This is a genomic window from Corynebacterium sp. 1103A, from assembly GCF_055700955.1.
In genome coordinates this window covers 320,868-346,761 of the sequence record NZ_JASTTF010000002.1, presented here as the reverse complement: position 1 = coordinate 346,761, position 25,894 = coordinate 320,868, and the positions used below count along the sequence as shown (strand labels likewise).

At 63.4% G+C, this 25,894-nt stretch carries 20 protein-coding genes and 2 pseudogenes; 17 read left to right on the top strand and 5 right to left on the bottom strand.

Annotated elements, in window-relative coordinates; translation table 11 throughout:
• The first annotated feature begins 468 nt into the window (after window positions 1–468).
• The 3 genes and pseudogenes from QQS52_RS03210 to QQS52_RS03200 all read left to right on the top strand — a co-directional run.
• Window positions 469–2,541: a Dam family site-specific DNA-(adenine-N6)-methyltransferase gene (locus tag QQS52_RS03210; RefSeq protein WP_472772536.1), complete on the top strand. Its 2,073-nt coding sequence runs from the start codon at window positions 469–471 to the stop codon at window positions 2,539–2,541.
• Between the two features lie 74 nt (window positions 2,542–2,615).
• A complete protein-coding gene (locus QQS52_RS03205; RefSeq protein WP_472772535.1) occupies window positions 2,616–4,580 on the top strand; it encodes an AlwI family type II restriction endonuclease in 1,965 nt (654 codons plus the stop codon).
• Between the two features lie 253 nt (window positions 4,581–4,833).
• Window positions 4,834–5,190, top strand: a pseudogene (locus tag QQS52_RS03200) (excinuclease ABC subunit UvrA); the annotation flags it as partial.
• A 53-nt stretch (window positions 5,191–5,243) separates the two neighbouring features.
• Here the strand turns inward: QQS52_RS03200 and QQS52_RS03195 are convergent.
• Window positions 5,244–5,615 (bottom strand): PH domain-containing protein, encoded by a 372-nt coding sequence (locus tag QQS52_RS03195; RefSeq protein WP_472772534.1) that lies wholly within the window; start codon window positions 5,613–5,615, stop codon window positions 5,244–5,246.
• A 301-nt stretch (window positions 5,616–5,916) separates the two neighbouring features.
• On the opposite strand from QQS52_RS03195, the gene QQS52_RS03190 reads away from it, so the two are divergent.
• The gene (locus QQS52_RS03190; RefSeq protein ID WP_472772533.1) at window positions 5,917–6,612 is read left to right on the top strand and encodes a biliverdin-producing heme oxygenase; all 696 of its coding nucleotides are present in this window, start codon (window positions 5,917–5,919) and stop codon (window positions 6,610–6,612) included.
• Window positions 6,613–6,881: 269 nt separating this feature from the next.
• Here QQS52_RS03190 and QQS52_RS03185 read toward each other — a convergent pair.
• A pseudogene (locus QQS52_RS03185) lies at window positions 6,882–8,588 on the bottom strand (long-chain-fatty-acid--CoA ligase); the annotation flags it as partial.
• Between the two features lie 194 nt (window positions 8,589–8,782).
• Entirely contained in the window at window positions 8,783–10,492 is a 1,710-nt protein-coding gene (locus QQS52_RS03180) for a long-chain-fatty-acid--CoA ligase (RefSeq protein ID WP_472772532.1), read from the bottom strand.
• 230 nt (window positions 10,493–10,722) lie between these two features.
• On the opposite strand from QQS52_RS03180, the gene mshA reads away from it, so the two are divergent.
• The 4 genes from mshA (at window position 10,723) to QQS52_RS03160 (ending at window position 14,839) form a co-directional block, all read left to right on the top strand.
• Window positions 10,723–11,988: a D-inositol-3-phosphate glycosyltransferase gene (gene mshA / locus QQS52_RS03175; RefSeq protein WP_472772531.1), complete on the top strand. Its 1,266-nt coding sequence runs from the start codon at window positions 10,723–10,725 to the stop codon at window positions 11,986–11,988.
• A 42-nt stretch (window positions 11,989–12,030) separates the two neighbouring features.
• A complete protein-coding gene (locus tag QQS52_RS03170; protein ID WP_472772530.1) occupies window positions 12,031–12,777 on the top strand; it encodes a phosphoglyceromutase in 747 nt (248 codons plus the stop codon).
• Window positions 12,778–12,890: 113 nt separating this feature from the next.
• Window positions 12,891–14,144: a sensor histidine kinase gene (locus tag QQS52_RS03165; protein ID WP_472772529.1), complete on the top strand. Its 1,254-nt coding sequence runs from the start codon at window positions 12,891–12,893 to the stop codon at window positions 14,142–14,144.
• Complete coding sequence (locus tag QQS52_RS03160; RefSeq protein WP_472772528.1) at window positions 14,141–14,839, top strand: response regulator transcription factor; 699 nt, start codon at window positions 14,141–14,143, stop codon at window positions 14,837–14,839. Before QQS52_RS03165 ends, QQS52_RS03160 begins: the two co-directional genes overlap by 4 nt.
• 90 nt (window positions 14,840–14,929) lie before the next feature.
• On the opposite strand, the gene QQS52_RS03155 is transcribed toward QQS52_RS03160, so the two are convergent.
• Window positions 14,930–15,835, bottom strand: a complete 906-nt coding sequence (locus QQS52_RS03155) for a DUF3109 family protein (RefSeq protein WP_472772527.1) — start codon at window positions 15,833–15,835, stop codon at window positions 14,930–14,932.
• 33 nt (window positions 15,836–15,868) lie between these two features.
• On the opposite strand from QQS52_RS03155, the gene QQS52_RS03150 reads away from it, so the two are divergent.
• From QQS52_RS03150 to QQS52_RS03130, 5 genes are all read left to right on the top strand, one after another.
• Window positions 15,869–16,798 (top strand): Ppx/GppA family phosphatase, encoded by a 930-nt coding sequence (locus QQS52_RS03150; protein ID WP_472772526.1) that lies wholly within the window; start codon window positions 15,869–15,871, stop codon window positions 16,796–16,798.
• A gap of 15 nt (window positions 16,799–16,813) precedes the next feature.
• Window positions 16,814–17,815, top strand: a complete 1,002-nt coding sequence (locus QQS52_RS03145; protein WP_472772525.1) for a hypothetical protein — start codon at window positions 16,814–16,816, stop codon at window positions 17,813–17,815.
• A gap of 164 nt (window positions 17,816–17,979) precedes the next feature.
• Window positions 17,980–18,777: a pyrroline-5-carboxylate reductase gene (gene proC / locus QQS52_RS03140; protein ID WP_472772524.1), complete on the top strand. Its 798-nt coding sequence runs from the start codon at window positions 17,980–17,982 to the stop codon at window positions 18,775–18,777.
• A gap of 316 nt (window positions 18,778–19,093) precedes the next feature.
• On the top strand, window positions 19,094–19,285 hold the full coding sequence (locus tag QQS52_RS03135; RefSeq protein ID WP_070768923.1) for a helix-turn-helix domain-containing protein: 192 nt from the start codon (window positions 19,094–19,096) through the stop codon (window positions 19,283–19,285).
• A 333-nt stretch (window positions 19,286–19,618) separates the two neighbouring features.
• Window positions 19,619–19,720 carry a 30S ribosomal protein bS22 gene (locus QQS52_RS03130; RefSeq protein WP_003855542.1) on the top strand — a complete coding sequence of 34 codons (102 nt, stop codon included), beginning with the start codon at window positions 19,619–19,621 and terminating at the stop codon, window positions 19,718–19,720.
• An 84-nt stretch (window positions 19,721–19,804) separates the two neighbouring features.
• Here QQS52_RS03130 and QQS52_RS03125 read toward each other — a convergent pair whose 3' ends face one another.
• Window positions 19,805–20,860 carry an HAD family hydrolase gene (locus tag QQS52_RS03125; protein WP_472772523.1) on the bottom strand — a complete coding sequence of 352 codons (1,056 nt, stop codon included), beginning with the start codon at window positions 20,858–20,860 and terminating at the stop codon, window positions 19,805–19,807.
• A 173-nt stretch (window positions 20,861–21,033) separates the two neighbouring features.
• On the opposite strand from QQS52_RS03125, the gene QQS52_RS03120 reads away from it, so the two are divergent.
• The 4 genes from QQS52_RS03120 to QQS52_RS03105 all read left to right on the top strand — a co-directional run bounded on the left by QQS52_RS03120 (window position 21,034) and on the right by QQS52_RS03105 (window position 25,828).
• Complete coding sequence (locus tag QQS52_RS03120; RefSeq protein WP_472772522.1) at window positions 21,034–21,306, top strand: glutaredoxin family protein; 273 nt, start codon at window positions 21,034–21,036, stop codon at window positions 21,304–21,306.
• 226 nt (window positions 21,307–21,532) lie between these two features.
• Window positions 21,533–22,885, top strand: a complete 1,353-nt coding sequence (locus tag QQS52_RS03115) for a glutamyl-tRNA reductase (RefSeq protein ID WP_472772521.1) — start codon at window positions 21,533–21,535, stop codon at window positions 22,883–22,885.
• Window positions 22,886–23,782 carry a hydroxymethylbilane synthase gene (hemC, locus tag QQS52_RS03110; RefSeq protein ID WP_472772520.1) on the top strand — a complete coding sequence of 299 codons (897 nt, stop codon included), beginning with the start codon at window positions 22,886–22,888 and terminating at the stop codon, window positions 23,780–23,782. It begins immediately after the preceding gene.
• Window positions 23,783–24,088: 306 nt separating this feature from the next.
• On the top strand, window positions 24,089–25,828 hold the full coding sequence (locus QQS52_RS03105; RefSeq protein ID WP_472772519.1) for a uroporphyrinogen-III synthase: 1,740 nt from the start codon (window positions 24,089–24,091) through the stop codon (window positions 25,826–25,828).
• Window positions 25,829–25,894 lie beyond the last annotated feature (66 nt).

The window sequence follows — 25,894 nt, the reverse complement described above, 5'->3', positions numbered from 1 at the left end:
CGAGTTTCCGGCTGGAAACAAGCCATTAACCAAATGGCCGTGGCCTACCCCGACCGCTTCGATAAGTACCTATAAACTAACCCCACACACAAACAACTTGACACGCTCTATCCAGCTTGCGAACAATCTGCTCAGGAGTGCGTTTACTGAACTTCTTCACCATTCATCCATTCTCCCCACCCACAGGCAGGGCATCAATGGACAACACTCAAGTCACCCGGACCTAAAAACCTAAGGCACTCCAGGGGATCGATTTCGTCCGCACTGTCGGAAAGCACCCTTCAAATAAGACCCGGCGTCAGTTGTTTGCTCGTCGAATTTCCTATTCACAGTGCTTCCGGTGTGAACGGGAGTATCTAAATGCGTGTATGCCTCGTGTTGGTTATCACAAGGTCTAGATACGAAGTTTGCGAGCCCACCATCCGGCATCTACGATGCTAAATGCCACAAGTAGACGGGAACTTAGATATGACCTCTGAAACAAAAACGCAAGCGCCTTCTTTTGAATCAGATTTCTTCAAAATAATAGAACGCGCCAGCGGACCTCTAGCGGACGAACTAGGGGATGAGGGGCTGAGCGAACTTGAAATGGAACTTGTTAAGGCGGGTGTTAAAGTTTCGCACATTAATAACCGTCGGTATTTGGGCAGCAAGCAGGGGCTTACGGATTTCATCCGAGAGACCGTCGAACAGCATTGTCCGGGAGTTTCCTCGGTTATTGACATTTTCTCTGGGACGGGAGCTGTGGCAAATGCGTTCAAGGATAAAGATCTTATTACGAACGACATTCTTTACTCAAACTATCTAGTGAACTGTTGCTGGTTCTCACCGGAAACATATCGACCTTATGTTATCGTCGACGTCATTTTGCACCTGAACACCCTTGAGACTAGCGATGACAATTACGTGCGGAAGAACTTTGCCGACACTTACTTCAGTGCTGACGACTGTTCGAAAATTGGAGCGGTTCGTGATCTAATAGAGCAGGCTTGGTCCCAGAACCTAGTTAATGAACGGGAATTTGCGATACTGGTTACTTCGGTCCTATATGGAATGGATCGAATTGCTAATACTGTAGGTCACTATGATGCCTATCGTAAAAATGCTTCCTTCGATAAGGCTCTTGTCTTCCCAGTCCTTCTGCCAAGTGTAAACGTATCGCCGAGGAATAGGGGGTACAACGCTGACGCGAATGCGTTGGTAGGTGGTATTACTGGTGATTTACTCTATTGCGATCCGCCGTACAATTCACGTCAATACTCGGATGCTTACCACTTGCTTGAAAATATTGCGCGTTGGGAAAAGCCTGAAGTCCACGGTGTTGCTCGAAAGATGGACCGAACAACTCTGAAGAGTGACTACAATACTGTGCGGGCTGCTGACGCGTTTAGAGAACTTGTTGCGAAAGCGAACGTCAAGTACATCGTTTTTTCCTACAACAATATGGCAAATAAAGGAAATGGGCGTTCGAACGCCAAGATTTCCGATCAAAAGATTATGGAGATTTTGTCAGAGAAAGGGGATGTTCAAGTGTTTGAACGTCCCTACAAGGTATTCAATACTGGAAAGTCTGCAATTGTGGACAATTCAGAACGTCTTTTCGTTTGTACTGTAAAGGCTACATCTAAACCGGCTAGTGCTGTCGTTTTGAGCCCGATCAACTACATCGGGGGTAAAGGTAAACTTGTGCCCCAGTTGCGCCCACTACTACCATCAACCAGCCTATTTATTGATCTATTTGCGGGCGGATGTACTGTCGGGGCGAATGTAGACGCTGAAGAAGTGCTCTTCAACGACAGCAATGAACAGTTACTTGATCTTGTCCAATTCCTTACGCGAAATGATCCTGCTGTAATTGTTTCAGCTATGGATGAGATTAGGGACGAATACGGATTTAGCGACACCTACCGGCACTCTTATAAATACTATGGCGTCGACAGTTCATCGGGCCTAGCCCAAGTGAACAGGGAGCCATTCTTGCGCCTTCGTGAGGCTTATAATAGTCAACCCATTGAGACTCGCGACCCATTACTGCTCTATGCTCTGGTGATTTTCGGATTTAATAATCAGTTGCGTTTCAACGCCAAGGGAGACTTCAACCTTCCGGTTGGTAAGCGCGATTTCAATTCTAGGATGCGCGTCAAACTGGTTAACTTCCATAGGCGGATCTCCGAGATGAAGTGTGTATTTCAAGTTGGCGACTTTCGCGATCTGAATATAATTGACACGCCAAAGGACTCAGTATTTTATTGTGATCCTCCATATCTCATAACTCGAGCGACCTACAATGAGAGGGGCGGATGGACTGTAGATGATGAACGTGATCTTCTGGAATTTTTGAACAAAGTCCATGATTCTGGGCGCCGTTTTGCACTGTCCAACGTGCTAGAAGCGAAAGGAGCCTCGAACCAAATTTTACGCGATTGGATAGATGACCATCCATTTACGACGCACCAACTGACCATGAGCTACCGAAATTCCAACTACCATAGGAGCGGTCGTTCATCGTCTACACTTGAGGTGCTGGTTACAAACTACTGACAGGGTGTGCTGTGGTATACGAAAAGATTAGTTTTCAAAGTTACTGCTGGGTTCTGGGTACTACCAGTTTCCGAGTGGCCCAACTTAATCTGCGTATTGAGGAACAACTCATGCTTCTTCGCTCATTTTCAAATGAGCTCGCCGCCGAAGGGGAGTCTTGGAAGTGGGAGCGGAATCGTGATTTGCAAGCACGTTTCTACTACTACCTCCAGGAGCATAATGCTCTCACGGGTGACGCGGGGCGGCCCGCCAAGGATGCCCGACAGAAGACATCCGGTTTGCCTACGTTAGGTTTTACGGACGGCAATAGGGTGATCACACCGGCTGGTGAGGAACTTCTCAACTACGCCGAAAAAGGCATATTTGACGACGATAATTACTTCATGGTCGATGCCGATAGTTTTATATATCTCAAACAGCTGCTGAAGACATCACTGCGAGTCGGGGAAGGCTCTTTCGTTAGGCCCTATTTTGTTTTGGCTCACTTTTTGAATGAATTCGGTTCCCTGGCCTTTGACGAATTTACGTATCTATTGCCGCTAGTGGTCGATGCGCAGTCACTTGCTATCGTCAAAACAAGACTAATTGATGTTCGAAACGGAGACGTGACCTTCGACGAGGTAATCCTGGAAGCTCTGATGGCGAGAGAAAACTACAAGCGAGCTCTAGCCGTTTTTCTCGAGATGTCCGTTGATGAAGAGCTGGTTATGGCGATCGGGATGAACCGTAAGGGGCGTAAGTATGATCGCAAATACTATCCATTTTATCAATCTCTGAAGCGAATATTTTTAGAAGGCCGTGGTTCTGCGGAAGAAATCTTACAGCTGTATGAACGTATTGACAGTCTCACGACGCGCGTGTATTGGAAACGTCTCATTTTCGGAAACAGTCATCGCGCAAAGGTTCGCAAGAACGGGCGGTCTTCTTTTGCGCCCACTAACCCATTTGCGGCAGTTAAAACCGAAAGCCAGTTGAAAGAAATCTTCTTCAAGTATTTGCATCTGTTTAAGGCGCGACTCAACTTGTCGGATTATTTTGATCTCAATCGAAGGTATTTCAAGTTAACCGACACAATAATGTTCCGTGAGGACTCGGTCTCATTTGATTCAATTCCCGGGGCGTTCTTCTCGTTGATCGACGATGAGCTAGTTGAAGAGATGTTCACGTCTTCATCGAAGCTGACTAGCTCGCTAGGACTTAAAGATATCTCGCCAATTTTCGATATATCAGAGTCGGCACTTCTTGGCGCCTTGTCTTCCGAGTTTGGAGTGGAGCTTACTTCACTTTCTCAGGCAAGTGGCTTTGTGGAAGATGAACGCTACGAGCGTCTTCATGATCTTCTTGACAATCGGTTTACGAAGGACGTATTCATCGAGCTCTTGGACAGTTTTGCAGCTCGTGACGACCAGCGAATTCATGAACTTGTTACTGAAGAAGCGACTCCGTCAACCATTTTTGAGTTTATCCTTGGGCTCATTTGGTATGAGTTTTCTGGTCGCCAAGGCGATGTCTTGCGTTTCCTGAAGTTGTCATTCCAAGCAGACCTAATGCCGCGAACCCACGCCCAGGGAGGAGGTGCAGACATTGTTTTTGAGTTTGAGAAGTCTGAATCCTATCCCAAACATGACTTACTTATCGAAGCTACGCTGGCAGATGGTGGGAACGCACGGCGTATGGAAATGGAGCCCGTTTCTCGGCATCTCGGAACTCACATTCTGGGCACCGGCAATAGTAGTGACTACTGCGTTTTTGTAGCCCCTCATATTGACGTCAATGTCGCGAATGACTTTAGGTCCCGAAAGAACTCGGGCTACTGGACACCGGAAGGAAAATTTACCCCGTTAAAGATTATTCCCGTAGATATTGCGCAGGTAAAAAACCTAGTGAAGAAAGAGAGTATTTATCCAGACCTCTACCGTGTGTTTGAGAAGGCCTATGTCTCTGAGGAGATCCGACCTCTAAAGTGGCGAGATGAGATCGCGAAGTTGCTAACCGTTAAGTCGACGCCTCTAAATGAAAAGGCGCAATTTTCCCAGTAGTGTATACCGGAACATCCACTTTCCGGGGGTCGGGCCCGGTTCCTATTAGCAGTTCGAGTATGTCACTGTCTTCGGCGGCATCACCCCCCGGATCATTTTCAGACAGGGGCGGGAATAAGCCATACCGAAGCCAGCGACTAGTTCCACTGTCCTTTCAGACGGAGGGAACGGAAATAAACATAACCCGCCCAATCGGGTGGACAGACCATGAATCTTCGGCGCCCTGAGGTGGAACTGCTAACAACGTAATGGGGGGGAGGCGACCCCGGTCCTGTCCGGCGGGGAGGCCCAGCGCCTCAAGCTGGTCGGCCAGATGAACCGCGACCACAGCGACGCGGTCTTCGTACTGGACGAGCCCAGCGTGGGCCTGCACCTGCTCGATGTCCGCACGCTGGTATCCGTTCTCGACGCGCTGACCAAGCGCGGCGCGACGGTCATTGTCATCGAGCACGACCTCGACCTCATTGCGGATGCCGACTACGTCAACGACTTAGGGCCCGGCGGCGGTGAGGACGGCGGGGAGATTCTCGCCACCGGCACACCCGCCCAAGTCGCGGACTCCCCGCAGTCGGTGACCGGCCGTTACCTGGCCCTCCGGCTGGGCAAATAAGGGCTTGGTCGAAGCTTGTGGTGCTCGGCTGAAGGGGTGGGCCCTAACGGCGCTTAGTGGCTGAGCACGGCGTGGGCGATGAGGGAGTCGATGCGGCGAACGTCCACGTCCCGGCCGAGTTTGATCTTGATGTGGCCGGCGCGCGTCCACAGCTCGACCTCGGCGGTGAAGTCAAACATCTTGCCGGCGTTTTCGCTCGACCACATGTTGATGGCGCTGTAGGGGAGCGAATAGATTTCCACCTTCTTGCCGGACAGTCCCTGGGCGTCGCGGACGATGAGGCGCTTGGAGGTAAATACCGCGGAGTCGCGGAAGGTCTTGAAGGCGGCGTAGGGCTGCTCCCCGTCGATGAGCAGGCCGTAGATGTCGTCGGGGATGGGGATTTCGGCGGCGAACATCCACTCGGTAATCGTCGACATTTCCATGGTTATCTGTCTCCTCTTTTTGGGGCGGTGAAGTCTATCTATTTTCGCACATTCTCTGCAGGAAAGGCTGGGTAGTGGCTGTGGTCCTGGGCGAGCTTGTGCCCCGGGCTGGCTGTGGGCTGCTCGCTGTCTGGGGGTGGAGTATGAGGTGTCATACATTGGTTTGATATTGGCTTTCACCCCTGTACTTTCAGGTAAGGCAAACCTTAATATGTAGGAAATGAACGAGCTGAGGTCAGTTCCACGGAGGCCTTGGCAGCGGGCGCGGTTTGCGCACTGCGTACTCGGAAGGAGAACAACAATGGCCTCGACTGCCACGATGACGGAACGCACTCAAGTGGTCCAGCCGCTGTCCCAGACGTTGCGGGACGAGACGGCGCGGGCACACGAAGGCGCGGAAGGCTCGGAGTTTATGACCGCCCTGGTGAGGGGCGACCTGGACGCGGAGGCGGTGTACGCCCTGACCGGTCAGCTGTGGTTTATCTACGACGCGCTGGAGACCGCCGTGCGGCGGGTAGCGCACACCGCGCTGGGCTCTGCGGTGGCGGACCCGCGCTTGGAGCGTCGACCGGCGCTGGAGAACGACCTGGCGAACATGATGGGCTCCGACTGGCGCGAGAAGGTCCGGATTCTGCCGGCCACCGCGCGCTACGTGGCCCGCCTGGAGTCGCTGGGCGAAGATGAGGCGGCCCGGGTTATCGCGCACCACTACGTGCGCTACCTGGGGGATATCTCCGGCGGCCAGGTCATCGCGGCGCGGCTGGGCACCATCTACGACATCGACGCGGATGCGCTGCGCTTCTACGATTTCGCCGCGATCGGCAAGATCCCTCCGTACCGGGCGGCCTACCGCCGCCAGCTGGACGAGCTGCCGCTGAGCGCGGGCGAGCGGGAGGCGCTGATTGCGGAGGCCCAAGAGGCCTTCGCCTTCAACACCGCGGTCTTCGAAGACTTAAGCCGGGCCCGCGCGGCCCGGCAGCCGCAGCCGGTGCGTTAGGCGCGTGGGCACGCGCGCGTGCGTGCGGGAGTGCGGGAGCGCGGGTGGAATTATCGGCCTCTGACCGTTTCGCCGGTTGGTGAACTGGGGAAACGGTATTTCTGAGTGACAGAGGTTGATATTTTTGGAAGGTTCGGGGGAAATATCGGCTTCTGCGCGTGGGGTGCGAGTGCGGCCGGCGGGAATGGCCGCGTTGAGCGATAGGGGTAGATAAATCCCGGCGGGGTCCGGGGGGATTGCTGTTTCCCGTCGGGGTGGTGGGCGCTGGCTTAGCGCTGGAGGAGCTCGAGCAGGTCGGCTTGGACCTCGCGGCGGCGGATCTTGCCCATCTGGTCGCGGGCGAGTTCCTCGAAGTGGTAGAAGGTGCGCGGGACCTTGTAGCGGGTCAGGCGCTGGCGGGCGAAGTCCTGCATGCCCTGCGGGTCCAGGGCGGCGCCGTCGCGGAGGGTCACGCAGGCGACCACGTCCTCCGAGCCGTCCTTGCGGGGGCGGCCCACCACGGCCACGTCGGTGACGTCCGGGTGGGAGAGGATGGTTTCCTCGACCTCCGCGGGGTAGACGTTGAAGCCACCGGTGATGATGACCTCCTTGATGCGGGCAACCAGGCGGATGAAGCCGTCTTCTTCCATGACGGCCATATCGCCGGTGCGGAACCAGTCCTTGTAGAAGGACTTCTCGGTCGCTTCCGGGTTGTTGAGGTAGCCGGAAAAGACCTGCGGGCCGCGCACGAGCAGCTCGCCTTCCTCGCCGTCCGGCAGGGTGACCGAGGGGTCGTCCGGGTCGGCCACGCGGGCCTCAGTATTGGGGAAGGGCAGGCCGATGTAGCCGGGGCGGCGGTGCTCGTTCATCGGGTTGCCGCAGATAACCGGGGAGGTCTCCGTCAGGCCGTAGCCTTCCACCAGCATGCCGCCGGTGGTCGCCTCCCACTTTTCCACCGTGGCGACCGGCAGGGTGGCCGCACCAGAGAAGGACTTCTTGATGCCCTGGAGGCTCACGCCCTTGTCCTTGGCGGCGTCGGCGAGCTTCTCGTACAGCGTCGGCACGCCCGGGAACCAGGTGGGCATGTGCTTTTTGACCACGCTCAGGATGAGGTCCATCTTCGGGGCGGGCAGCAAGATGATCTCGGCGCCGACGAAGATGGACATCGTGCACACCGCGGTCATGCCGTAGGCGTGGAAGAGCGGGAGGGCGGCCAGGAAGCGCTCGGGCTCCTCGCCCAGGTTGGGCACCCAGGCGATGGCCATCAGGCAGTTGGACTGTAGGTTGCGGTGGGTGAGCACCGCGCCCTTGGGCGCGCCGGTGGTGCCGGAGGTGTAGAGGATGAGCGCCGGGTCGGCCGGGCGGATGTCCGCCGGGGTGAGGTTGCGGCCATCGCCGCCGATGGCGGAGCTGAGCAGCGTGGACCAGGGGACCGAGCCCGGGGCCGGGGCGGTGAGCTGTTCCCGCTTGGCCTTGATGGGCGGCACCGGCAGCTTGAGCGCTAGCTGCTGCAGGCGCGGCATGGCCTCAGTCATGTCCACGGAGATGATGGTCTCCAGGTCAGTGGTGGAGCGCAGCGGCTCCAGGGTGGCGGCGGCCTTGTCCCAGGCGATGGCCACGCGGGCGCCGTGGTCGCTGAACAGGCCCTCCAGCTCGTAGCTGGTGTAGAGCGGGTTGTGCTCGACCACGGTGGCGCCCAAGTGCAGTACGGCGTGGAAGGCGACGATGTGCTGCGGGCAGTTCGGCAGCACGATGGCGACCCGGTCGCCGGGGCGGATGCCGAAGGCCTTGAGCCCGGCCGCGGCGGCGCGGACCTGCTGGTCCAGCTCGGTGTAGGTGAGGGTGCGGCCGAAGAAATAGGTGGCCGGGCGGTCCCCGTTCTCGGAGAGATTGCGCTGGTAGACGTCCACGAGGGTCTCGTTGCCTATTTCCACTTCCGCGGGGGTCCAGTCGCCGTAGTGCTGGGTCCAGGCTCGGGTCTCATAGGCGGACATACGAGTGCGATTACCTTCCGTAGGAGAACAAAACTTTTACGGTCCGCCAGCCTACCCTAAACATGATTTATCCCTCATGTTTTTGGGTGGAATGGTGAAAAATTCACCCCCCGCCGGGGTGGCGGGGGTGTGGCGGGTGCGGTGCGGAACCGGCAGAAACGCCGGCGCCGGGTCGGAAGGACTGGGTTTAGGAGTGGTTACTTGCGCTCTTGGCCCAGGCGCTGCAGGAGGTCGTCCTGAACCTCGCGGCGGCGGATCTTGCCCATCTGGTCCTTGGCCAGGGACTCGAAGTGGTAGAAGGTGCGCGGGACCTTGTAGCGGGTCAGGCGCTGGCGGGCGAATTCCTTCAGGCCTTCCGGATCCAGCGCGGCGCCGTCGTTGAGCTCCACGCAGGCCACGACGTCCTCGGAGCCGTCCGGGCGCGGGCGGCCGACGACCGCGATGTCCTTGATGGCGTCGTGCACGCGCAGGGCCTCCTCGACCTCCGCTGGGTAGACGTTGAAGCCGCCGGTGATGATGACTTCCTTGATGCGGCTGACCAGGCGGATGAAGCCGTCTTCTTCCATGACCCCAAGGTCCCCGGTGCGGAACCAGCCGTCGTGGAAGGCCGCGGCGGTGGCCTCCGGGTTGTTGTGGTAGCCCTTGAAGACCTGCGGGCCGCGGGCCAGGATCTCGCCCTCCTGGCCGTCCGGCATGGTCTCGTCCAGGTTCTCCGGGTTGGCGATCCGGATTTCGGTGTCCGGGAAGGGGATGCCCACGTACCCCGGGCGGCGGTCGGTGGACATCGGGTTGCCCACGATGATGGGCGAGCACTCGGTCAGGCCGTAGCCTTCCACCAGCAGGCCGTCGGTGTACTTCTCCCACTTCTCCACGGTGTCCACCGGCAGGGTGGCAGCACCGGAGAAGGCGGCGCGGATGCCCTTGATTGGGATGTTTTGCTCCTCGGCGGCTTCCACGATCTTTTCGTAGAGCGTCGGCACGCCCGGCACCCAGGTGGGCGTGTGCTTCTTCATCACGTCCATGACCAGCGGGATCTTCGGCGCCGGCAGCATGACCAGCTCGCCGCCGATGAGCTGGGAGAGCGTGATGTTCATGGTCATGCCGTAGGCGTGGAACATCGGCAGCGCGGTCAGCATGCGCTCTTCCTGCTCGCCCAGGCCCGGCACCCAGGCCTTGCCCTGGAGCAGGTTGGCGAACAGGGAGCCGTGGGTCAGCTCCGCGCCCTTGGGCTTGCCGGTGGTGCCGGAGGTGTAGAGGATGAGTGCGGTGGTGTCGCGCTCAACGCCTTCCGGCTCCTTCAGGTCCTGGCCGTCGCCGCCGATGGCGTTGCCGATCAAGGTGTCCCACGGGACGGTGTTCTGGGCCGGCTGGGACAGCTGCTCGCGCTGCGACTTGAGGAAGGGCAGGCGCAGGGCCGCGCGCTTGAGGGTCGGCATGGCCTCGATCATGTTGACCGAGACCACCGTTTCCAGGTCCGTGGTGCCGCGCAGCTTCTCTAGCGTGCCGGCCGCCGAGTCCCAGGCGATGGCGATGCGCGCGCCGTGGTCCTGGAACAGGCCCTCCAGCTCGTGGGCGGTGTACAGCGGGTTGTGCTCGACCACGATGGCGCCCAGCTTGAGCACCGCCCAGAAGGTGGCGACGTGCTGCGGGCAGTTAGGCATGACCAGCGCGACGCGGTCGCCCGGGCGCACGCCGAAGGCCTTGAGCCCCGCGGCGGCGCGGTTGACCTGGCGGTCCAGGTCCGCATAGGACTGGGTGCGGCCGAAGAACCAGGTGGCGGGCTTCTCGGCGTTGATGGCCAGGTTGTTGTCGTAGATGTCGAGCAGCGTGGTCTCGCCGTAGTCGAGGGAGTGCGGGGTCCACTCGGGGTAGTGCTGGAGCCAAGCCTTGGTCTCGAATGCTGACATGGGTTCTAACCTCTAAGAATCGGGGAAACTTTCGCAAGCGTAGGTTGTGCTTCCCCTAGTATAACGACGCGGCAACGCGCGGCCGCACGGCCGCACGGCGCAGGCGCCGCCGTCGGCATGAGGCGGCGGTCCGGCGTGGGCTTGGTCTCGGCATCAGGCGGCGTCCTGGAAGTGGTGACGCAGGCAACACCGCGGCGGGGAGCCGGCAGGCGGTATTAGACTGGGGCGCCATGCGCGTGGCGATGATTTCAATGCACACTTCCCCCATCGAGCAGCCCGGGACGGGCGATGCCGGCGGGATGAACGTCTACGTGCTCAACACCGCCAAGGAACTGGCGCTGCAGGGCGTAAAAGTAGACGTGTATACCCGGGCGACCCGGCCCAGCCAGGGCGAGGTCGTAGAGGTCAGCGAGCACCTGCGGGTCATCAACGTCGTGGCCGGGCCCTACGAGGGGCTGGAGAAGGAAGACCTGCCCACGCAGCTGGCGGCCTTTGCCGGCGGGATGGTCGAATACGTCAAGTGCCACGGCCTGCACTACGACATCATCCACTCCCACTACTGGCTCTCCGGCCAGGTGGGCTGGCTACTGCGGGACCTGTGGGGCGTGCCGCTAGTGCACACCGCGCACACCCTCGCCGCGGTGAAAAACGCCTACCGCAGCGACGATGACGCCCGCGAGTCCGAGGCCCGGCGCATCTGCGAGCAGCAGCTGGTGGACAACGCCGACCTGCTGGTGGTCAACACCGTCGACGAGGCCCGCGAGCTGGCCGAGCACTACGACGCCCCGGCCGAGCGGATCGTCACCGTCGCGCCGGGCGCGGACACCAAGCTGTTTACCCCGGGCAGCGACCGCAACACCGAGCGCGCCCGCCGCGAGCTGGGCCTGCCGCTGCACAGCAAGGTCATCGCCTTCGTGGGCCGCCTGCAGAAATTCAAGGGCCCGGAAGTGCTCATCCGTGCCACCGCGGAGATCTTCCGCCGGGAACCGCTGCGCAACCTCCGCGTGGTCATCTGCGGCGGGCCGTCCGGGGCGGGTGCTAACCCGCAGGCCTACGCGGACCTGGCGCGCCAGCTGGGCGTGGACCGCCGCGTCCGTTTCCTAAGCCCGCGCCCGCCGGAGGAGCTGGTGGCGCTCTACCAGGCCGCGGATATCGTGGCCGTGCCCAGCTACAACGAGTCCTTCGGGCTGGTGGCCGTGGAGGCCCAGGCCTCCGGCACCCCGGTGGTGGCCGCGCGCGTCGGCGGCCTGCCGATTGCCGTCGAAGACGGCGTGACCGGCCTGCTGGTGGACTCGCACGAGCCGGAGGACTGGGCCGACGCGCTGGAGCAGCTGCTCGATGATGACGAGCGGCGCATTGCCATGGGGGAGGCGGCCGTGCCGCACGCGGAGCGCTTTAGCTGGGAGGCCGCGGCCACCGAGCTGGTGGCGGTCTACCAGCGGGCGCTGACCGCGGAGATCCCCAACTGTCATCCGCGTCATGCCACCGGGAGCTAGAATTTCGCGGCGGTGCAGCCGGTTTCGTGGCATGCTGGAGGCATGACTAACGGAAAACTCATCCTATTGCGTCACGGACAATCCCAATGGAACGAGTCCAACCAGTTCACCGGCTGGGTGGATGTCGACCTGACCGAGAAGGGGGAGGCTGAGGCCAAGCGCGGCGGCGAGCTGCTGGCTTCCGAAAACCTCCTGCCTGACGTGCTGTACACCTCCCTGCTGCGCCGCGCTATCCGCACGGCGAACATCGCCCTGAACGCGGCCGACCGCCACTGGATCCCGGTCATTCGCGACTGGCGCCTCAACGAGCGCCACTACGGCGCCCTGCAGGGCCTGAACAAGGCCGAGACCAAGGACAAGTTCGGCGAAGAGCAGTTCATGGCGTGGCGCCGATCCTACGACACTCCGCCGCCCGAGCTGGCCGATGACGCGGAGTACTCCCAGTCGGAGGACCCGCGCTACGCGGACCTGGACCAGGTCCCGCGCACCGAGTGCCTCAAGGACGTCGTCGCCCGCCTGGTGCCCTACTTCGAGGAAGAGATCCTGCCGCGCGTGAAAAACGGCGAGAAGGTCCTGGTCGCCGCGCACGGCAACTCCCTGCGCGCGCTGGTCAAGCACCTGGATCAGATTTCGGACGAGGACATCGCCGGCCTGAACATCCCGACCGGCATCCCGCTGGTCTACGAGGTCGACGCCTCCGGCACGGTGGTCAACCCGGGTGGCACCTACCTGGATCCGGAAGCCGCCGCAGCCGGGGCTGCCGCCGTGGCGGCCCAGGGCGGCAAGTAGCATTTAGGTAGGAAAGACAACTATCTAGCCGCGCCCGCGGGAGCCCAAGGATCGTCGAATTCGGGGATCCGCCCCGGCCCCCGGGCGCGTTGGCAATCGAGGAAGGCGCGAGCGTGGGAAACGTTCTGGCATTTGTGGCCGGTGCAGTGGTCTGCGCACTGGCCCTGCCCTTGGTGCGCTGGGTGCGCGGGCGGATCCAGCGTTTCCGCACGACGGCGACCGCGGAGGCGAACCAGGTCACCACCGTCAGCCAGGTGCTGCACCTGACCATCCAGGGCGCGAACACCGGCGTGGTGGTGGTCGACCGCGGCGGCGAGGTCATCTTGTCCAACCCCGCCGCGCACACCATGTCCCTAGTCCACGACCGCGCGGTGCGCCCGGACGTGTGGCAGGTCGCCCAGGAGGTCTACGAGGACCACGAGGAGCGCGGCCTGGACCTGTCCATCCCGAAGCGGCGCACCGGCAACCGCGTGACCCAGGTGCACGCGCTGATCAAGCCGCTGACCCTGAACGACAACCGGTTTATCACCGTCTTCGGAACCGACGAGTCCGAGCACGTGCGCATGGAAAACGCCCGCCGCGACTTCGTGGCCAACGTCTCCCACGAGCTCAAGACCCCGGTCGGGGGTATCGCCCTGCTCACCGAGGCGCTGCTGGAGGACCCGGAGGACCCGGAGCACGTCAAGTACTTCGGCGCCAAGGCCCACAAAGAGGCCAACCGCATGGCGGAGATGGTCACCGAGCTGATTTCCCTGTCCAAGCTGCAGGGCGCGGAGGCGCTGCCGGAGATGGAGCCGCTGCGCATCGACGACGTCATCGACGAGGCCATCCAACGCAACCAGCTGGCCGCCGACAACCACAACATCGACCTCATCCGCGGCGGCAACAGCGGGGTGCTCATCTGGGGCGACAAGCCGCTGCTGGTCACCGCCGTGTCCAACCTGATTACGAATGCCATCAACTACTCGCCGGAGGCGCTGCCGGTGTCCATCTCCCAGAAGGTGGTGGGCACCGACATCGTGCACATCCGGGTCACCGACCGCGGCATCGGCATCGCCCCGGAGAACCAAAAGCGCGTCTTTGAGCGTTTTTACCGGGTAGACAAGGCCCGATCCCGGCAAACGGGCGGCACTGGCTTAGGATTAGCCATAGTGAAGCACGTGGTGGCCAACCATGGTGGCAATATTAAGCTATGGTCGCGGCCCGGCACCGGGTCCACGTTCACCATCGAGCTTCCTATTTATCACGAACCTGCCCCGGCGGAAGGCCCGCCGGATACGGACAACAAAAGTGAGAATAAAGCTACGTCGGGCCTGCACAACGCAGTCGCCCGGGTGGCAGCAAGGCGAAAGGATAAAGCATCATGACGACCATCCTCATCGTGGAAGACGAGGAGTCCTTGGCTGATCCGCTGGCGTTCCTGCTGCGGAAGGAGGGCTTTAGCCCGATCGTGGCCCACGACGGCCAGACCGCACTGGACAAGTTCGCCAACAACAGCGTCGACATCGTCCTGCTCGACCTGATGCTGCCCGGCATGTCCGGCACTGACGTCTGCAAGCAGCTCCGCGCCATCTCCTCCGTGCCCGTCATCATGGTCACCGCCCGCGACTCTGAAATTGACAAGGTCGTCGGACTGGAGCTGGGTGCGGACGACTACGTGACCAAGCCGTATTCCTCCCGCGAGCTCATCGCCCGCATCCGCGCTGTCCTGCGCCGCGGGCACGAAACCTCCCCGCCGGCCGAGGAGCAGGACTTCGACGAGCAGATCCTGGAAGGCGGCCGCGTGCGCATGGACGTGGAGCGCCACACCGTCTGCGTGGATGGCGATCCGGTCCCCATGCCGCTGAAGGAATTCGACCTACTGGAATACCTGCTGCGCAATGCCGGCCGCGTGCTGACCCGCGGCCAGCTCATCGACCGCATCTGGGGCGCCGACTACGTCGGCGACACCAAGACTCTGGACGTGCACGTCAAGCGCCTGCGCTCCAAGATCGAGGCCGCACCTTCCCAGCCCAAGCATCTGGTGACCGTGCGCGGCTTGGGCTACAAATTCGACATTTAGCCGAGCGCTCTCGAGCCCCGCTCAGCCTCGCCCCGCGGCCCCGCGCCGCGGGGCTTTCGCCTTGCTTGGGGGCAAGGCGCGGGCGTGTTCCTACTTCTTGCGCGCGGCGCTGGCCGGGTGCTGGAGCAGCGGCACGCCGGCCTCGGCGGCCTGCTCGCGGGCGGCGCAATGCTCGGCGAGGACCTGGTAGTTTTCGGCGCCCATGAGCGCGATGAGCTCGGCGCGCTGGGAGCGCCACATCGGTTCCGCGCTGGTGTGGCAGGACGGGTTGGACGAACAGTACCAGTCGAAGTCCTCGCCGCCGTCGCCCCAGCCGCGGCGGTCGTATTCGCCGATGGTCGTGCGCAGGATCTCCTGCCCGTCGGGGCGGTCCTCGAAGTCCTCGTAGCGGCGCAGGGGCAGCTGCCAGCAGACCTCCGGTTTGACCACGGTGAGCTCCTGGTCGGCATCGATAGCCCACTGATGCAGCGCGCAGCCGGCGCCCGTGCCCCAGCCGGCGCGGTTGGCGAAGATGCACGCCCCGCTCACCAGCGGGGTCTTCAGCGCCGGCTCCGCCTCGCCGTCGTCACCGTCGAGCTCGTCCCAGACCAGCCAGGGCTCCAGCTCGTCGTCGGCCGCGCGCTCCTGGCGTGCCAAGTAGGCGTCCGTGTTAGCGGGGCGGTGCTGCCAGTACTTGGCCGGCATGTTCGCCACGGCATCGTAGAGCTGATCGCGGTCCTGCTCATCGGCCATGTAGGCGCCGTGCACGCAGCAGCCGACGTCGGGCTGGTTGCGGTCTATGCCGGGGCAGGCCGTGGTGCCGAACTGGCAGGAGTAGAAGGACTCCACCCAGGTCAGGTCGATGGAAAAGACGTGGTAAGGGTCATCGACGTCGGTAAATTCGAACCACTCCCGGGGGAAATCTGGTGCCAATTCGGTCCCCGCTGCGATCGATTTACCGGCTGGTGAGGAGGCCGGAAAACCAAGATAAACTTCACTAGACTTCGGGCGATTCACACTTTAATACCGTAGACCTACTACGCTAGACGTGTGCGATTAGGTGTATTAGACGTGGGAAGCAACACGGTCCATCTCGTGGCGGTCGATGCGCAGACCGGCGGGCGACCCACTCCCATGAGTGACTGGAAAACTCCCCTGCGGTTGGTGGAGCAGCTGGACAAGGACGGCAACATCCACTCCAAGGGCGTGAAGAAGCTGGTGGCTGCCGTCAAGGAGGCCGCCGAGCTGGGAAACAAGCTCAACTGCGACGAGTTCATCCCGATCGCGACCTCCGCGGTGCGTTCGGCTGGAAACTCCGAGCAGGTCCTCAAGGAGGTGGAGAAGGAAACCGGCGTCCGGCTGGAGATCCTCTCCGGCGAGGACGAAGCACGCCTGACCTACCTGGCGGTGCGCCGCTGGTACGGCTGGTCCGCCGGCCGCATTACCAACATGGACATCGGCGGCGGCTCCCTGGAACTAACCACCGGCACCGAAGAATTCCCGGACCTGGCCTTCTCCCTGGACCTGGGCGCCGGCCGCCTGACCCACAACTGGTTTGATACCGATCCGCCGGCGAAGAAGAAGGTCAGCATGCTGCGCGACTACATCGACGCCGAACTCATTGATGCCACCAAGCAGATGCGCGATCAGGGCCCGGCCGGAATGGCCGTGGGCACCTCGAAGACCCTGCGCAGCCTGGCCCGCCTGACCGGCGCGGCGCCGTCCTCGGAAGGCCCGTTTGTCAAGCGCACGCTGACCGCGCCGGGCTTGCGCCAGCTGATTAACTTCATCTCCCGCATGACTGCGGCTGACAGGGCCGACCTGGAAGGGGTAAGTTCAGACCGTTCCCACCAGATCGTGGCGGGAGCCTTAGTAGCCGAAGCCTCGATGCGGGCATTAGGCTTAGAGAAAATGGAAATTTGTCCGTGGGCCCTGCGCGAGGGTGTCATCTTGCGCCGGCTGGACAAGGGTCAAGGATAGGAAGACAACACAGACATGGCTGACGATAAACAGTTGACCGTGGCGGAGCTCCTGGCCCGCAACAAGGCGAGCAAGGGTGCCGACTCCGCCGCCGGCGAGGAACCGAAGCGCCGCCGCCGGCGCCGCAGCCTTGACGAGGGCGGCGTCTCCGTGGCCGAGCTGACCGGCAACCTGAGCAAGGTGGACTCCGCCCCGCACGAGTCCAAGCACTCCAGCGTGCCCATGGACTCCCCGGCACCGGTCATCCCCGCCCCGAAGGACGACAAGAACGCCGAGAGCACCAAGGGCTCCACCACCGCCGACGCACCGGCTGCGAAGCCCCAGCTGACCCCGGCCCCGGCCGCGAAGCCCGCGGCCAAGGCAGAGCCCAAGGCCGACGCTAAGAAGCCCGAGGCCACGGCCGACGCCGCGAAGCAGGCCTCTGCCACCGAGACGGCCCACCAGCCCTCCGATGACGCGACCGCCGTCATCCAGAAGGTTACCGATGAGCCGGCCCCGGCCGCGAAGAAGTCGGCCGCCAAGGCTGACAAGGCTCAGCCCGCTGCGGCCAAGGACTCGGAGGACCCGCGGGTTGCGGCCGCTAGCGCGGACGAAACCGGCGAGATCCCGGTTGTTGAGGACCCGGCCAAGCCGGCCGCCACGGCTGCGGCCACCGGCGGGGCGACCGCCTTTAGCGCTTCCTCCGCGGCCACCGCGCAGGACAGCGCGGCCGACAAGGAGCTGGCTCGTGAGGACGCTTCCGACGCCGAAGGCGAGGACGAGAAGCTCAACCCAGTGGCCGTAGTGCTGCTGGCCGTTATCGGCATCGTGCTGGGTGCGGTGGTCTTCAAGGGCTTTGAGATCCTCTGGGACCGCTTCAACGGCGTCCTAGTCTCCATCCTGGCCGTGCTGGTCACCGTCATCATGGTGGGTGTTGTCCACGCCCTGCGCACTGTCCGCGACGGCTTCTCCATGGGCCTAGCCGCCGTGGTGGGCCTGCTGCTCACCTTCGGCCCGCTGCTCATCCTGGTCCTCTAGCGGACGCTTTTACCTTTTCGCTCCCGCACCCCGGGGCGCCGGTTGTAAATCGGTGGCCCCGGGGTGCTGGTCTATCTGGGGCGGGGTTGGTCCCGCGGCGGGGCTGGTCCCGCGGCAAGGTAGGAAGGTGGCCGCGGCCGCGGCGGCTGTGGCAGGCTGGGGACATGACGAAAATTACAGTTTTAGGCGGCGGAAATATCGGCGAGGCCCTCATCGCGGGGCTGGTAGCTAAGGGCTACGAGGGAGCCGATATCACCGCGACCAACCGTAGCAAGAACCGTAGCGAGTACCTGGAAAGCACCTACGGGGTCACCACCACCGCGGACAACTCCGCGGCCGTCAAGGGCGCGGACTACGTCTTCGTGTGCCTGAAGCCCTACGGGATCGTGTCGGTACTGGAGGAAGTGGCAGACAGCCTGCCGGAGGGCGCCGTGGTGGCCTCCATGGCGGCCGGCGTAACCCTGGAGGCCATGGAGACGGCCGCGGGGTCTCAGGCTCCGGTGGTGCGCGTGATGCCCAATACGCCCATGCTGGTGGGCAAGGGCATGTGTGCCTGCGCGCCGGGCCGGCATGTCACCGAGGAGCAGCTGGAAGGGGTGCAGGCGCTGCTTAGTGCGGTCGGCGAGGTCACCACGGTGGGCGAAGACGACATGGACGCGGTGACCGCCCTGGCCGGCTCCGCCCCGGCCTACTACTTCCTGGTCACGGAGGCGCTCGTGGACGCCGGCGTGCAGCTGGGCCTCAAGCGCGACGTGGCGGAGAAGCTGGCGGGCCAGGCCGCCGCCGGCGCCGGCACGATGCTCGCCGAGTCCGGCGACTCGGCCTCCCAGCTGCGCATCAACGTCTCCTCGCCGGGCGGCACGACGGTGGCTGCCCTGCGCGAGCTGGAGGAGTCCGGCCTGCGCGGCGCCTTCTTCCGCGCGGCCGAGGCCTGTGCGACCCGCTCCCAGGAGCTGGGCTAAAGCAGCGGCGCGCGGGCCGCGTCAGGCCCCTGGGGAGAGGGCCGCGCCTATCCCTGCGACTATTCCCAGGGAATTACAGGCGCCCCTTTGCCTCCCCCGATGTGGGGGTATATATGTAATGCTCGTGACTGGTCGGGACAGCAGTGAACCCTGTTGTGCCGGAGTTTTTCTGGGCTAGAAATAGATTTCTGGGAAGACTTTTCCACTCAAGTCGCACTAGTCACAAGTTTCACGATAGGCTGGTTCAAGCACGTGCGTGTTCGTCCTGTGGGAGGGGAAGCCTACAGCGCGCCACGGGCTGAAGGGTTAGATAAATATGGTTAATGAAGAAAAGGGAACCTTTCTGACGGTCGCTGAGGTCGCAGAGATCATGCGAGTCTCCAAGATGACCGTTTACCGTCTGGTTCACGCTGGCGACCTGCCGGCAGTCCGCGTCGGGCGCTCCTTCCGCGTCCACGAGACTGCCGTGAGCGAGTACCTGAAGTCCTCCACCTACGGAGTCGGCTAAAGGTTGCTCCTCCCGCCACTCGGCGGGCCGGTTGCTTTCACCTAGCGCAGCACCCTCCTCTTCCTGCCAGCGGGCAGGAGGTGGAGGGCGCTGTCATTTTTTGAGGGGCCAGGCTTCGGGTACGAGCGGGTGGTTTTGGGACACCGGCGCACAACCAGTAATATAAGCACCATTCGTGTCGGCTTATTCTCGCCGCCGCGCCGGCTGCCCGGGCTCGTTCCGGTCGGTTCGGTAGGGCAGCCCGTGCAGAGTGCACCTGCGGGGTATGGCAGGCGAGCGTTAACCCGCCGGCAGGTTTAGTACGTACTATTCGCGAAAGTGAGGAAACCAGCAATGGGTTCTGTTATCAAGAAGCGCCGCAAGCGCATGTCCAAGAAGAAGCACCGCAAGATGCTGCGCCGCACCCGCGTCCAGCGTCGTAAGTTGGGCAAGTAACACTTCTTGCCGCTTTGGCCCCGCCACCCGGGCTTCCCGGGGCGCGGGGTCTTGGTGTGTCTGTGGGCCGTGGCGTGCCTGGGGCTAGCGGCGGGAGGCCTTCCATCCGCGCCAGCCGCCCAGGGAAAAGGCGGCGGTGATGAGGGCGGGTAGGCCGTAGGTGCGGATGGCCCGGCGCACCGAGCGGTAGTCGCGGATGAGCCAGCCGCGGTCCACAGCTAGGTTGCGCAGCTTCTTGTCCGGGTTGATGGCCACCGCGGTGCCCACCATGGACAGCATGGGCACGTCGTTGGCCGAGTCCGAGTAGGCCGTGCAGCGTTTGAGCTCTAGGCCCTCCAGCGTGGCCAGGGCGGCCACGGCGTGCTTCTTGCCGGGCCCGTGGAGGATATCGCCCACCAGCCGGCCGGTGAACTTGCCGTCCTCGACCTCCGCGACGGTGCCGAGGGCTCCGGTGAAGCCGTAGCGCTTGGCCAGGATCTGGGCCAGCTGGACCGGGGTGGCGGTGACCAGCCAGACCTGCTGGCCGGCGTTGATGTGCATCTGGGCCAGCTCAGTCGTGCCCGGGTAGGCCTTGCGTAGTAGGGAGTGGTCGACAATCTCCTCGCAGAGCTGGGTCAGTTCGTCGACGGAGCGGCCCTTGATAAATTCCAGGGCCTGGCTGCGGCCGGCGGCGACATCGGCGGCGTTTTCCGCCCCGGAAATCCTAAACTTCAGCTGCTTCCAGGCGATAGGGGCGATCTCCCGGAACTTGAAGAAGCGCCGGCGGGCCAAGCCGAGTGCGAAAAGCACCAGGGATGAGCCCTGGATGAGCGTGTTGTCCACGTCGAAGAAGGCAGCCGCCCCGGCGTCCTGGGGGATGTCCGGGTCCGGGGTGGTAAGCCGCAGTCCGCCCGCGGCGTTGAGCGACCCGTTGACCGAGTCGACCCCGGAGTGGTAGGAATCCAGGTCGATGTCGAAGAACATCTCGACCGCCTGGGAGGCGGCGGCTTCGCCGGCGGCGCGCTGGGAAGCATCATCCAGCGGGGCGAGCGCGGAGTTTTCCAGGAAGTTACGCAGGTTTCCGCGGCTGGCTGTCCAGTTGGCCAAGAAGTCGCGCGGGTTCAACGGCAAGCCGTTGGCGGGGTCGGTCGGGTGATTCACGGTGGCAGGGTCAAGCTTCCTAGACGGGATGTTATCGCGTAAGGGATGGGGTGGGTAACGTATCTATAGTAAACGCTAGTCCGGAGCTTGTCTTGGTTAAACCTGGGACCGCCCCGGGCAGGGATTGCCCTAAAAATTTAAGGCAAGGATTGGTGCAAGGAGTGGGCGCGGCAATGGCTGAGAATACGGAACAGGCCGGCGGCTCTGGCCGGCACGTGGTGGAGCTGATGGTGCGCAGCACCTGCGGTTCCTGCGCGCGGGTGCGCGATCAGATCGCCCCGGTGGTTGCCGCGGCGGGCGCGCAGCTGCGCGTGGTGGACGTGGATAGCGCCCCGGAGCTGGCCGTCGAGTTCGGGGACCGCGTGCCCGTGGTGGTGGTCGACGAAGAGGAGTTTTCCTGCTGGGAGGTCGACAACGCGGAGCTGGCGCAGGAATTGGCGCGCTAGTCCGCGGGTTGCCCCGAGCGGATGCGCCGGGGCGTCACGTGCCCCGGCGGGGAGTTGGGAGGCGTCTAGCAGGACGCGCGGTTCGTGAATTCCGCGCCCAACAGGTATCCTTTTGGTTGATTTGAATCAATAATTTGGTTGATCGTGGTGGGGATTCACCACTGAGCGGGGTTAAGGCGCAGGTCGCCTGCCTGCCGGCAAGTCTAGTGGAGTGGAGGAATGCTGCATGAGCGTGCTCGTCGTGGGAATGTCCCACCAGTCGGCGCCGGTGGCGCTGCTGGAGCAGCTAAGCATGGATGAACAGGTGCAACACAGCGCGTGTGCAAAGTTGGTGGAGGCCAGTTCGCTGTCCGAGGCGATGATTATCTCCACCTGCAACCGGCTGGAGGTCTACACCGTCACCAACTCCTTCCACACCGGGGTAGAGGACGTCATCGGGACGCTGCACGCGGTCTCCGGCGTCGATGTGGAGCGCCTGCGCAGCTACCTCTACGTCCGCTACGCCGACGCCGCCGCGGAACACCTCATGCTGGTGGCCTGCGGGCTGGACTCCATGGTGATGGGGGAGCAGCAGATCATCGGCCAGGTGCGCACCGCCTACCAGCACGCCGCCGAGCAGGGCACCGTGGGCCCGCGCATCCACGCCCTGGCGCAGTCGGCGCTACACGCCGGCAAGCGCGTGCACTCCGAGACCGATATTGACGACGCGGGTGCGTCCATGGTCTCCTTCGCTTTCGACCAGGCGCTCACGGCCATGGGGGTCAGCGATCTCCAGGGCAAAACCGCGCTGCTGCTGGGCGCCGGCGCTATGGCCTCCCTGGCCGCCACGCACGCTGGCCGCCTGGGCATCGACAAGCTCATCATTGCCAACCGCACCCGGGAGCGCGCCGAGCGCCTGGCCGGGCACGCCGAGCAGGCCGGCGTTCACGCCGAGGTCGTCGACTTCGCCGACCGGGCTCGAGCCCTGGACCACGTCGACTTGGCGGTCTCTGCCACCGGAGCGGACAACTTCACCATCACGGCAGAAGACCTGCCCGCTGGTCGCGCGATGATGCTCGTGGACCTATCTCTGCCGCGCGATATCGACGACGCGGTGGCCGAAAACGACAACGTCAACCTGGTCAACATCGAGCGGCTGAGTAAGTCGCTGCAGGCCGCCGGCACCGAGGTCGGCGCCGCCCGGGACCCGCACGTGCAGGCCCGCCAGATCGTGGACCAGGAGCTGGCGGAGTACTCCTCGGCGCAGCGCGTGCGCGACGTGGTCCCGGCCGTGTCCGCCCTGCGCCGCCGCGCCGCCAACCTGGTGGAATGCGAACTGGCCCGGCTGGAGCAGAAATCCCCGGACCTGGACGAGCACCAGATGAAGGACGTGCGCTATTCGCTGAAGCGCGTGGTAGACAAGCTGCTGCACGAGCCGACCGTGCGTGCTAAGAAGCTAGCCGCCCAGTCCGGTACCGTAAGCCACGAAACCGCGCTGCAGGAGCTGTTCGGTCTGCAGCTGGAAGGTACCGGAGTGTCCGTCGACGTGGACGACCTGCCGGCGGCGGAGACCATTGTGAACTCGCGAAAGGACGTTTAAGTGACTCTCAAGATTGGCACCCGCGGCTCCCAGCTGGCCACCACCCAGGCCGGCCACGTGCGCGACTGGTTGACCGCCAACGGCTACCCGGCCGAGCTGCACATCGTGACCACCGCCGGGGATGTGAACATGGCCCCGGTCGAGCGCATCGGCATCGGCGTGTTCACCCAGGCGTTGCGCGAGGCGCTGCAGGCCGGTGAGTGCGACATCGCCGTGCACTCCTTCAAGGACCTGCCCACCGCCCCGGACGAGCGCTTCCGCCTGGTCGTGCCCAAGCGCGAAGACCACCGCGAGGCGCTCATCGCCCGCGACGGCCTGGCCCTGGCCGACCTGCCGGAAGGCGCACGCGTGGGAACCTCCGCGCCGCGGCGCATCTCCCAGCTGAAGGCCCTGCGCCCGGACCTGGATATCCGACCGCTGCGCGGCAACATCGAAACCCGCATGGGCAAGGTGACCTCCGGCGAGCTGGACGCGGTCATGCTGGCGTACGCCGGCCTGGTGCGCGCCGGCTACGGCGAGCGCGCCACCGAGGTCTTCGACCCGGAGACCATCATGCCGGCCCCGGCCCAGGGTGCCCTAGCTGTGGAGGCCCGTGTGGATGATGAAGAGGCCGTCGCCGCCATCAACACGCTCCTAGAAGCCGAGGCCATGGCCCAGGCCGCCGGGGAGCGCACCGTGCTCGCCCGCCTGGAGGCCGGCTGCACCGCCCCGGTGGCGGCCACCTCCCACCTGGCCGATGGGCAGATCACCGTCCGCGGCGGGGTCTTCGCCCTGGACGGCTCCCGCCAGATCCTGGCCGAGGCCACCGGCGAGGTCGAGCGCGCCGCGCAGCTGGGAACAGAGGTCTCCGACTCGCTCTTTGCCCAAGGGGCGGCCGAGATTCTCGGCGAGTGCTAGGGATGAGCGAGGGATTTTAGCGCCCGCGAGTTTTTGATTGCGGGCGCTGATTAATTTAAGGTGTATCTAGCACATGATCATTATGCACTGATGATCCGGCCCCTCGAAAAGGCCTCCCGGGACCCGTGTCCTGGGAGTTTTGGCCGTTAAATAGCCTTTCGACGAAGTAAGTTATCCTCCGCCATCCCAACGACACGGCGCAGCGAAATAACGGACTGGTCCTGCCACCACCCCGGTACCGACGGGGATTGGGAAGGTGGCAACGGGCCAGTCTTTCGCCGCCCCGAGATTTTAGAAAAGAACCTTATGAGCAACGCTGTGGGCACGAGCCAGGTAGAAGCGCTGGGCAAGATCATCTTTGTCGGTGCTGGCCCCGGGAACCCGGATCTGCTGACCGTGCGCGCCAGGGAAGTGCTGGCGCACAACTCGATTACCATCACCGATCCGGACGTGCTCGGTGGGGTCCGTGACATCGTGGGCACGGCACTGCCGGTCCCGCCGGAAAAGCTCGAGGCGGCCGAGGAAGAATACGCGCAGATGTGCGCGGACGCGAAGGCCGCGGGCGCGCGCCGCAAGCCGCCTCGCCCGACCCCGCCGACCGCCGCCGATATCCGCGAAATCCCGGATGCGGGCAAGCCGGGCGTTTCCGGCGCCGCCGAGACCAACGCGCAGGTGCTGCGCGCCGCGCTGGAGGAGGCCGCCGAGGTCAGCCGGGAAAAGTCTCTGCCGGAGCCCGGCGACGTGGTGCGCCTGGTGGCGGGCAACCCGCTCAATCGCGAGGCCATCAAGGCCGAAATCACTGCCGTGGCGGCGGCCGGCCTGGAGTTCCAGGTCGTGCCCGGCATGTCCCTGCCGTCGACCGTGCCCTCGTTCGCCGGCCTGGCGCTGGGCTCGACCTACACTGAGGCGGATCTCGCCGCCGGGGAGATCGACTGGGACAAGTTGGCTGCTGCCGCCCAGCCGCTGGTCCTGCAGGCCACGGCCGAGGATCTGCCGGTCATCGCCGCGCAGCTGACCGATCGCGGCCTGCCCAAGGAGACCGAGGCCTACGTGACCGTGCACGGCACGACCCGCCTGCAGCGAACCTTTGAGACCTCCCTGGGCATGCTGGCCAAGCTCGACGCCGAGCTGCCCGGCCAGCTGGTGGTCACCCTGGGCCGCAGGTTCGACGACCGCTCCAAGTACTCCTGGTGGGAAAACCGCTCCCTCTACGGCTGGCGCGTGCTGGTGCCGCGCCCCAAGGCCCAGGCTGGCCCCATGAGCGCCCGCCTGGCCTCCTACGGCGCCATCCCGCAGTCGGTGCCGACCATCTCCGTGGAGCCGCCGCGCAACCCAGCGCAGATGGACCGCGCCATCAAGGGGATCGTGGAGGGCCGCTACAAGTGGGTGGTCTTCACCTCGGTCAACGCCGTCAAGGCCGTCTGGGACAAGATCGCCCAGCTGGGCCTGGACGCCCGCGACTTCGCCGGCGTGCACCTGGCGGCCGTGGGGCAAAAGACCGCGGACGCCATCCGGGCCAAGGGCATGGTGCCGGAGCTGCAGCCCAAGCCCAACGCGCAGAACGCGGAGGGTCTGGTCTCCGTCTTCCCGAACTACGTCGAGGACATCGACGCCGTGGGCCGCGTGCTGCTGCCGCGCGCCGACATAGCCGGCGATGCCCTGGTCACCGACCTGGAGGACCTGGGTTGGGAGGTCGACGACGTGGTCGCCTACCGCACCGTGCGCGCCGCCCCGCCGTCGGCGGAGGTCCGCGACATGATCAAGACCGGCGGCTTCGACGCCGTGGCGTTCACCTCCGGCTCGACGGTGCGCAACCTGGTCGGCATCGCCGGCAAGCCGCACCAGCGCACCATCATCGCCTGCATCGGCCCCTCCACCAAGGCCGCCGCCGAGGAGATGGGGCTGCGCGTGGACGTGGTCCCCGAGGTCGCCGACGTGCCCTCGCTTATCGATGCCCTGGCCGCCCACGTGGCCAGCCTGCGCGCTGCCGGCCAGCTGCCGCCGCCGAAGAAGAAGCGCCGTGCCCGCCGCAAGTCCGCCAGCTAGGTAGGCCGGCCGGGGTGGGCCCTCGCCGGTGCTGCCGCGGCCGGGGGCGGGGATCTATGATTGTGG

Excerpts from the sequence above, each read along its gene's own strand:
- QQS52_RS03210 (WP_472772536.1), top strand. The coding sequence starts at position 469 with ATGACCTCTGAAACAAAAACGCAAGCGCCTTCTTTTGAATCAGATTTC.
- QQS52_RS03195 (WP_472772534.1), bottom strand. The coding sequence starts at position 5,615 with ATGGAAATGTCGACGATTACCGAGTGGATGTTCGCCGCCGAAATCCCC.
- QQS52_RS03190 (WP_472772533.1), top strand. The coding sequence starts at position 5,917 with ATGGCCTCGACTGCCACGATGACGGAACGCACTCAAGTGGTCCAGCCG.
- QQS52_RS03180 (WP_472772532.1), bottom strand. The coding sequence starts at position 10,492 with ATGTCAGCATTCGAGACCAAGGCTTGGCTCCAGCACTACCCCGAGTGG.
- mshA (WP_472772531.1), top strand. The coding sequence starts at position 10,723 with ATGCGCGTGGCGATGATTTCAATGCACACTTCCCCCATCGAGCAGCCC.
- QQS52_RS03170 (WP_472772530.1), top strand. The coding sequence starts at position 12,031 with ATGACTAACGGAAAACTCATCCTATTGCGTCACGGACAATCCCAATGG.
- QQS52_RS03160 (WP_472772528.1), top strand. The coding sequence starts at position 14,141 with ATGACGACCATCCTCATCGTGGAAGACGAGGAGTCCTTGGCTGATCCG.
- QQS52_RS03145 (WP_472772525.1), top strand. The coding sequence starts at position 16,814 with ATGGCTGACGATAAACAGTTGACCGTGGCGGAGCTCCTGGCCCGCAAC.
- proC (WP_472772524.1), top strand. The coding sequence starts at position 17,980 with ATGACGAAAATTACAGTTTTAGGCGGCGGAAATATCGGCGAGGCCCTC.
- QQS52_RS03135 (WP_070768923.1), top strand. The coding sequence starts at position 19,094 with ATGGTTAATGAAGAAAAGGGAACCTTTCTGACGGTCGCTGAGGTCGCA.
- QQS52_RS03130 (WP_003855542.1), top strand. The coding sequence starts at position 19,619 with ATGGGTTCTGTTATCAAGAAGCGCCGCAAGCGCATGTCCAAGAAGAAG.
- QQS52_RS03120 (WP_472772522.1), top strand. The coding sequence starts at position 21,034 with ATGGCTGAGAATACGGAACAGGCCGGCGGCTCTGGCCGGCACGTGGTG.
- QQS52_RS03115 (WP_472772521.1), top strand. The coding sequence starts at position 21,533 with ATGAGCGTGCTCGTCGTGGGAATGTCCCACCAGTCGGCGCCGGTGGCG.
- QQS52_RS03105 (WP_472772519.1), top strand. The coding sequence starts at position 24,089 with ATGAGCAACGCTGTGGGCACGAGCCAGGTAGAAGCGCTGGGCAAGATC.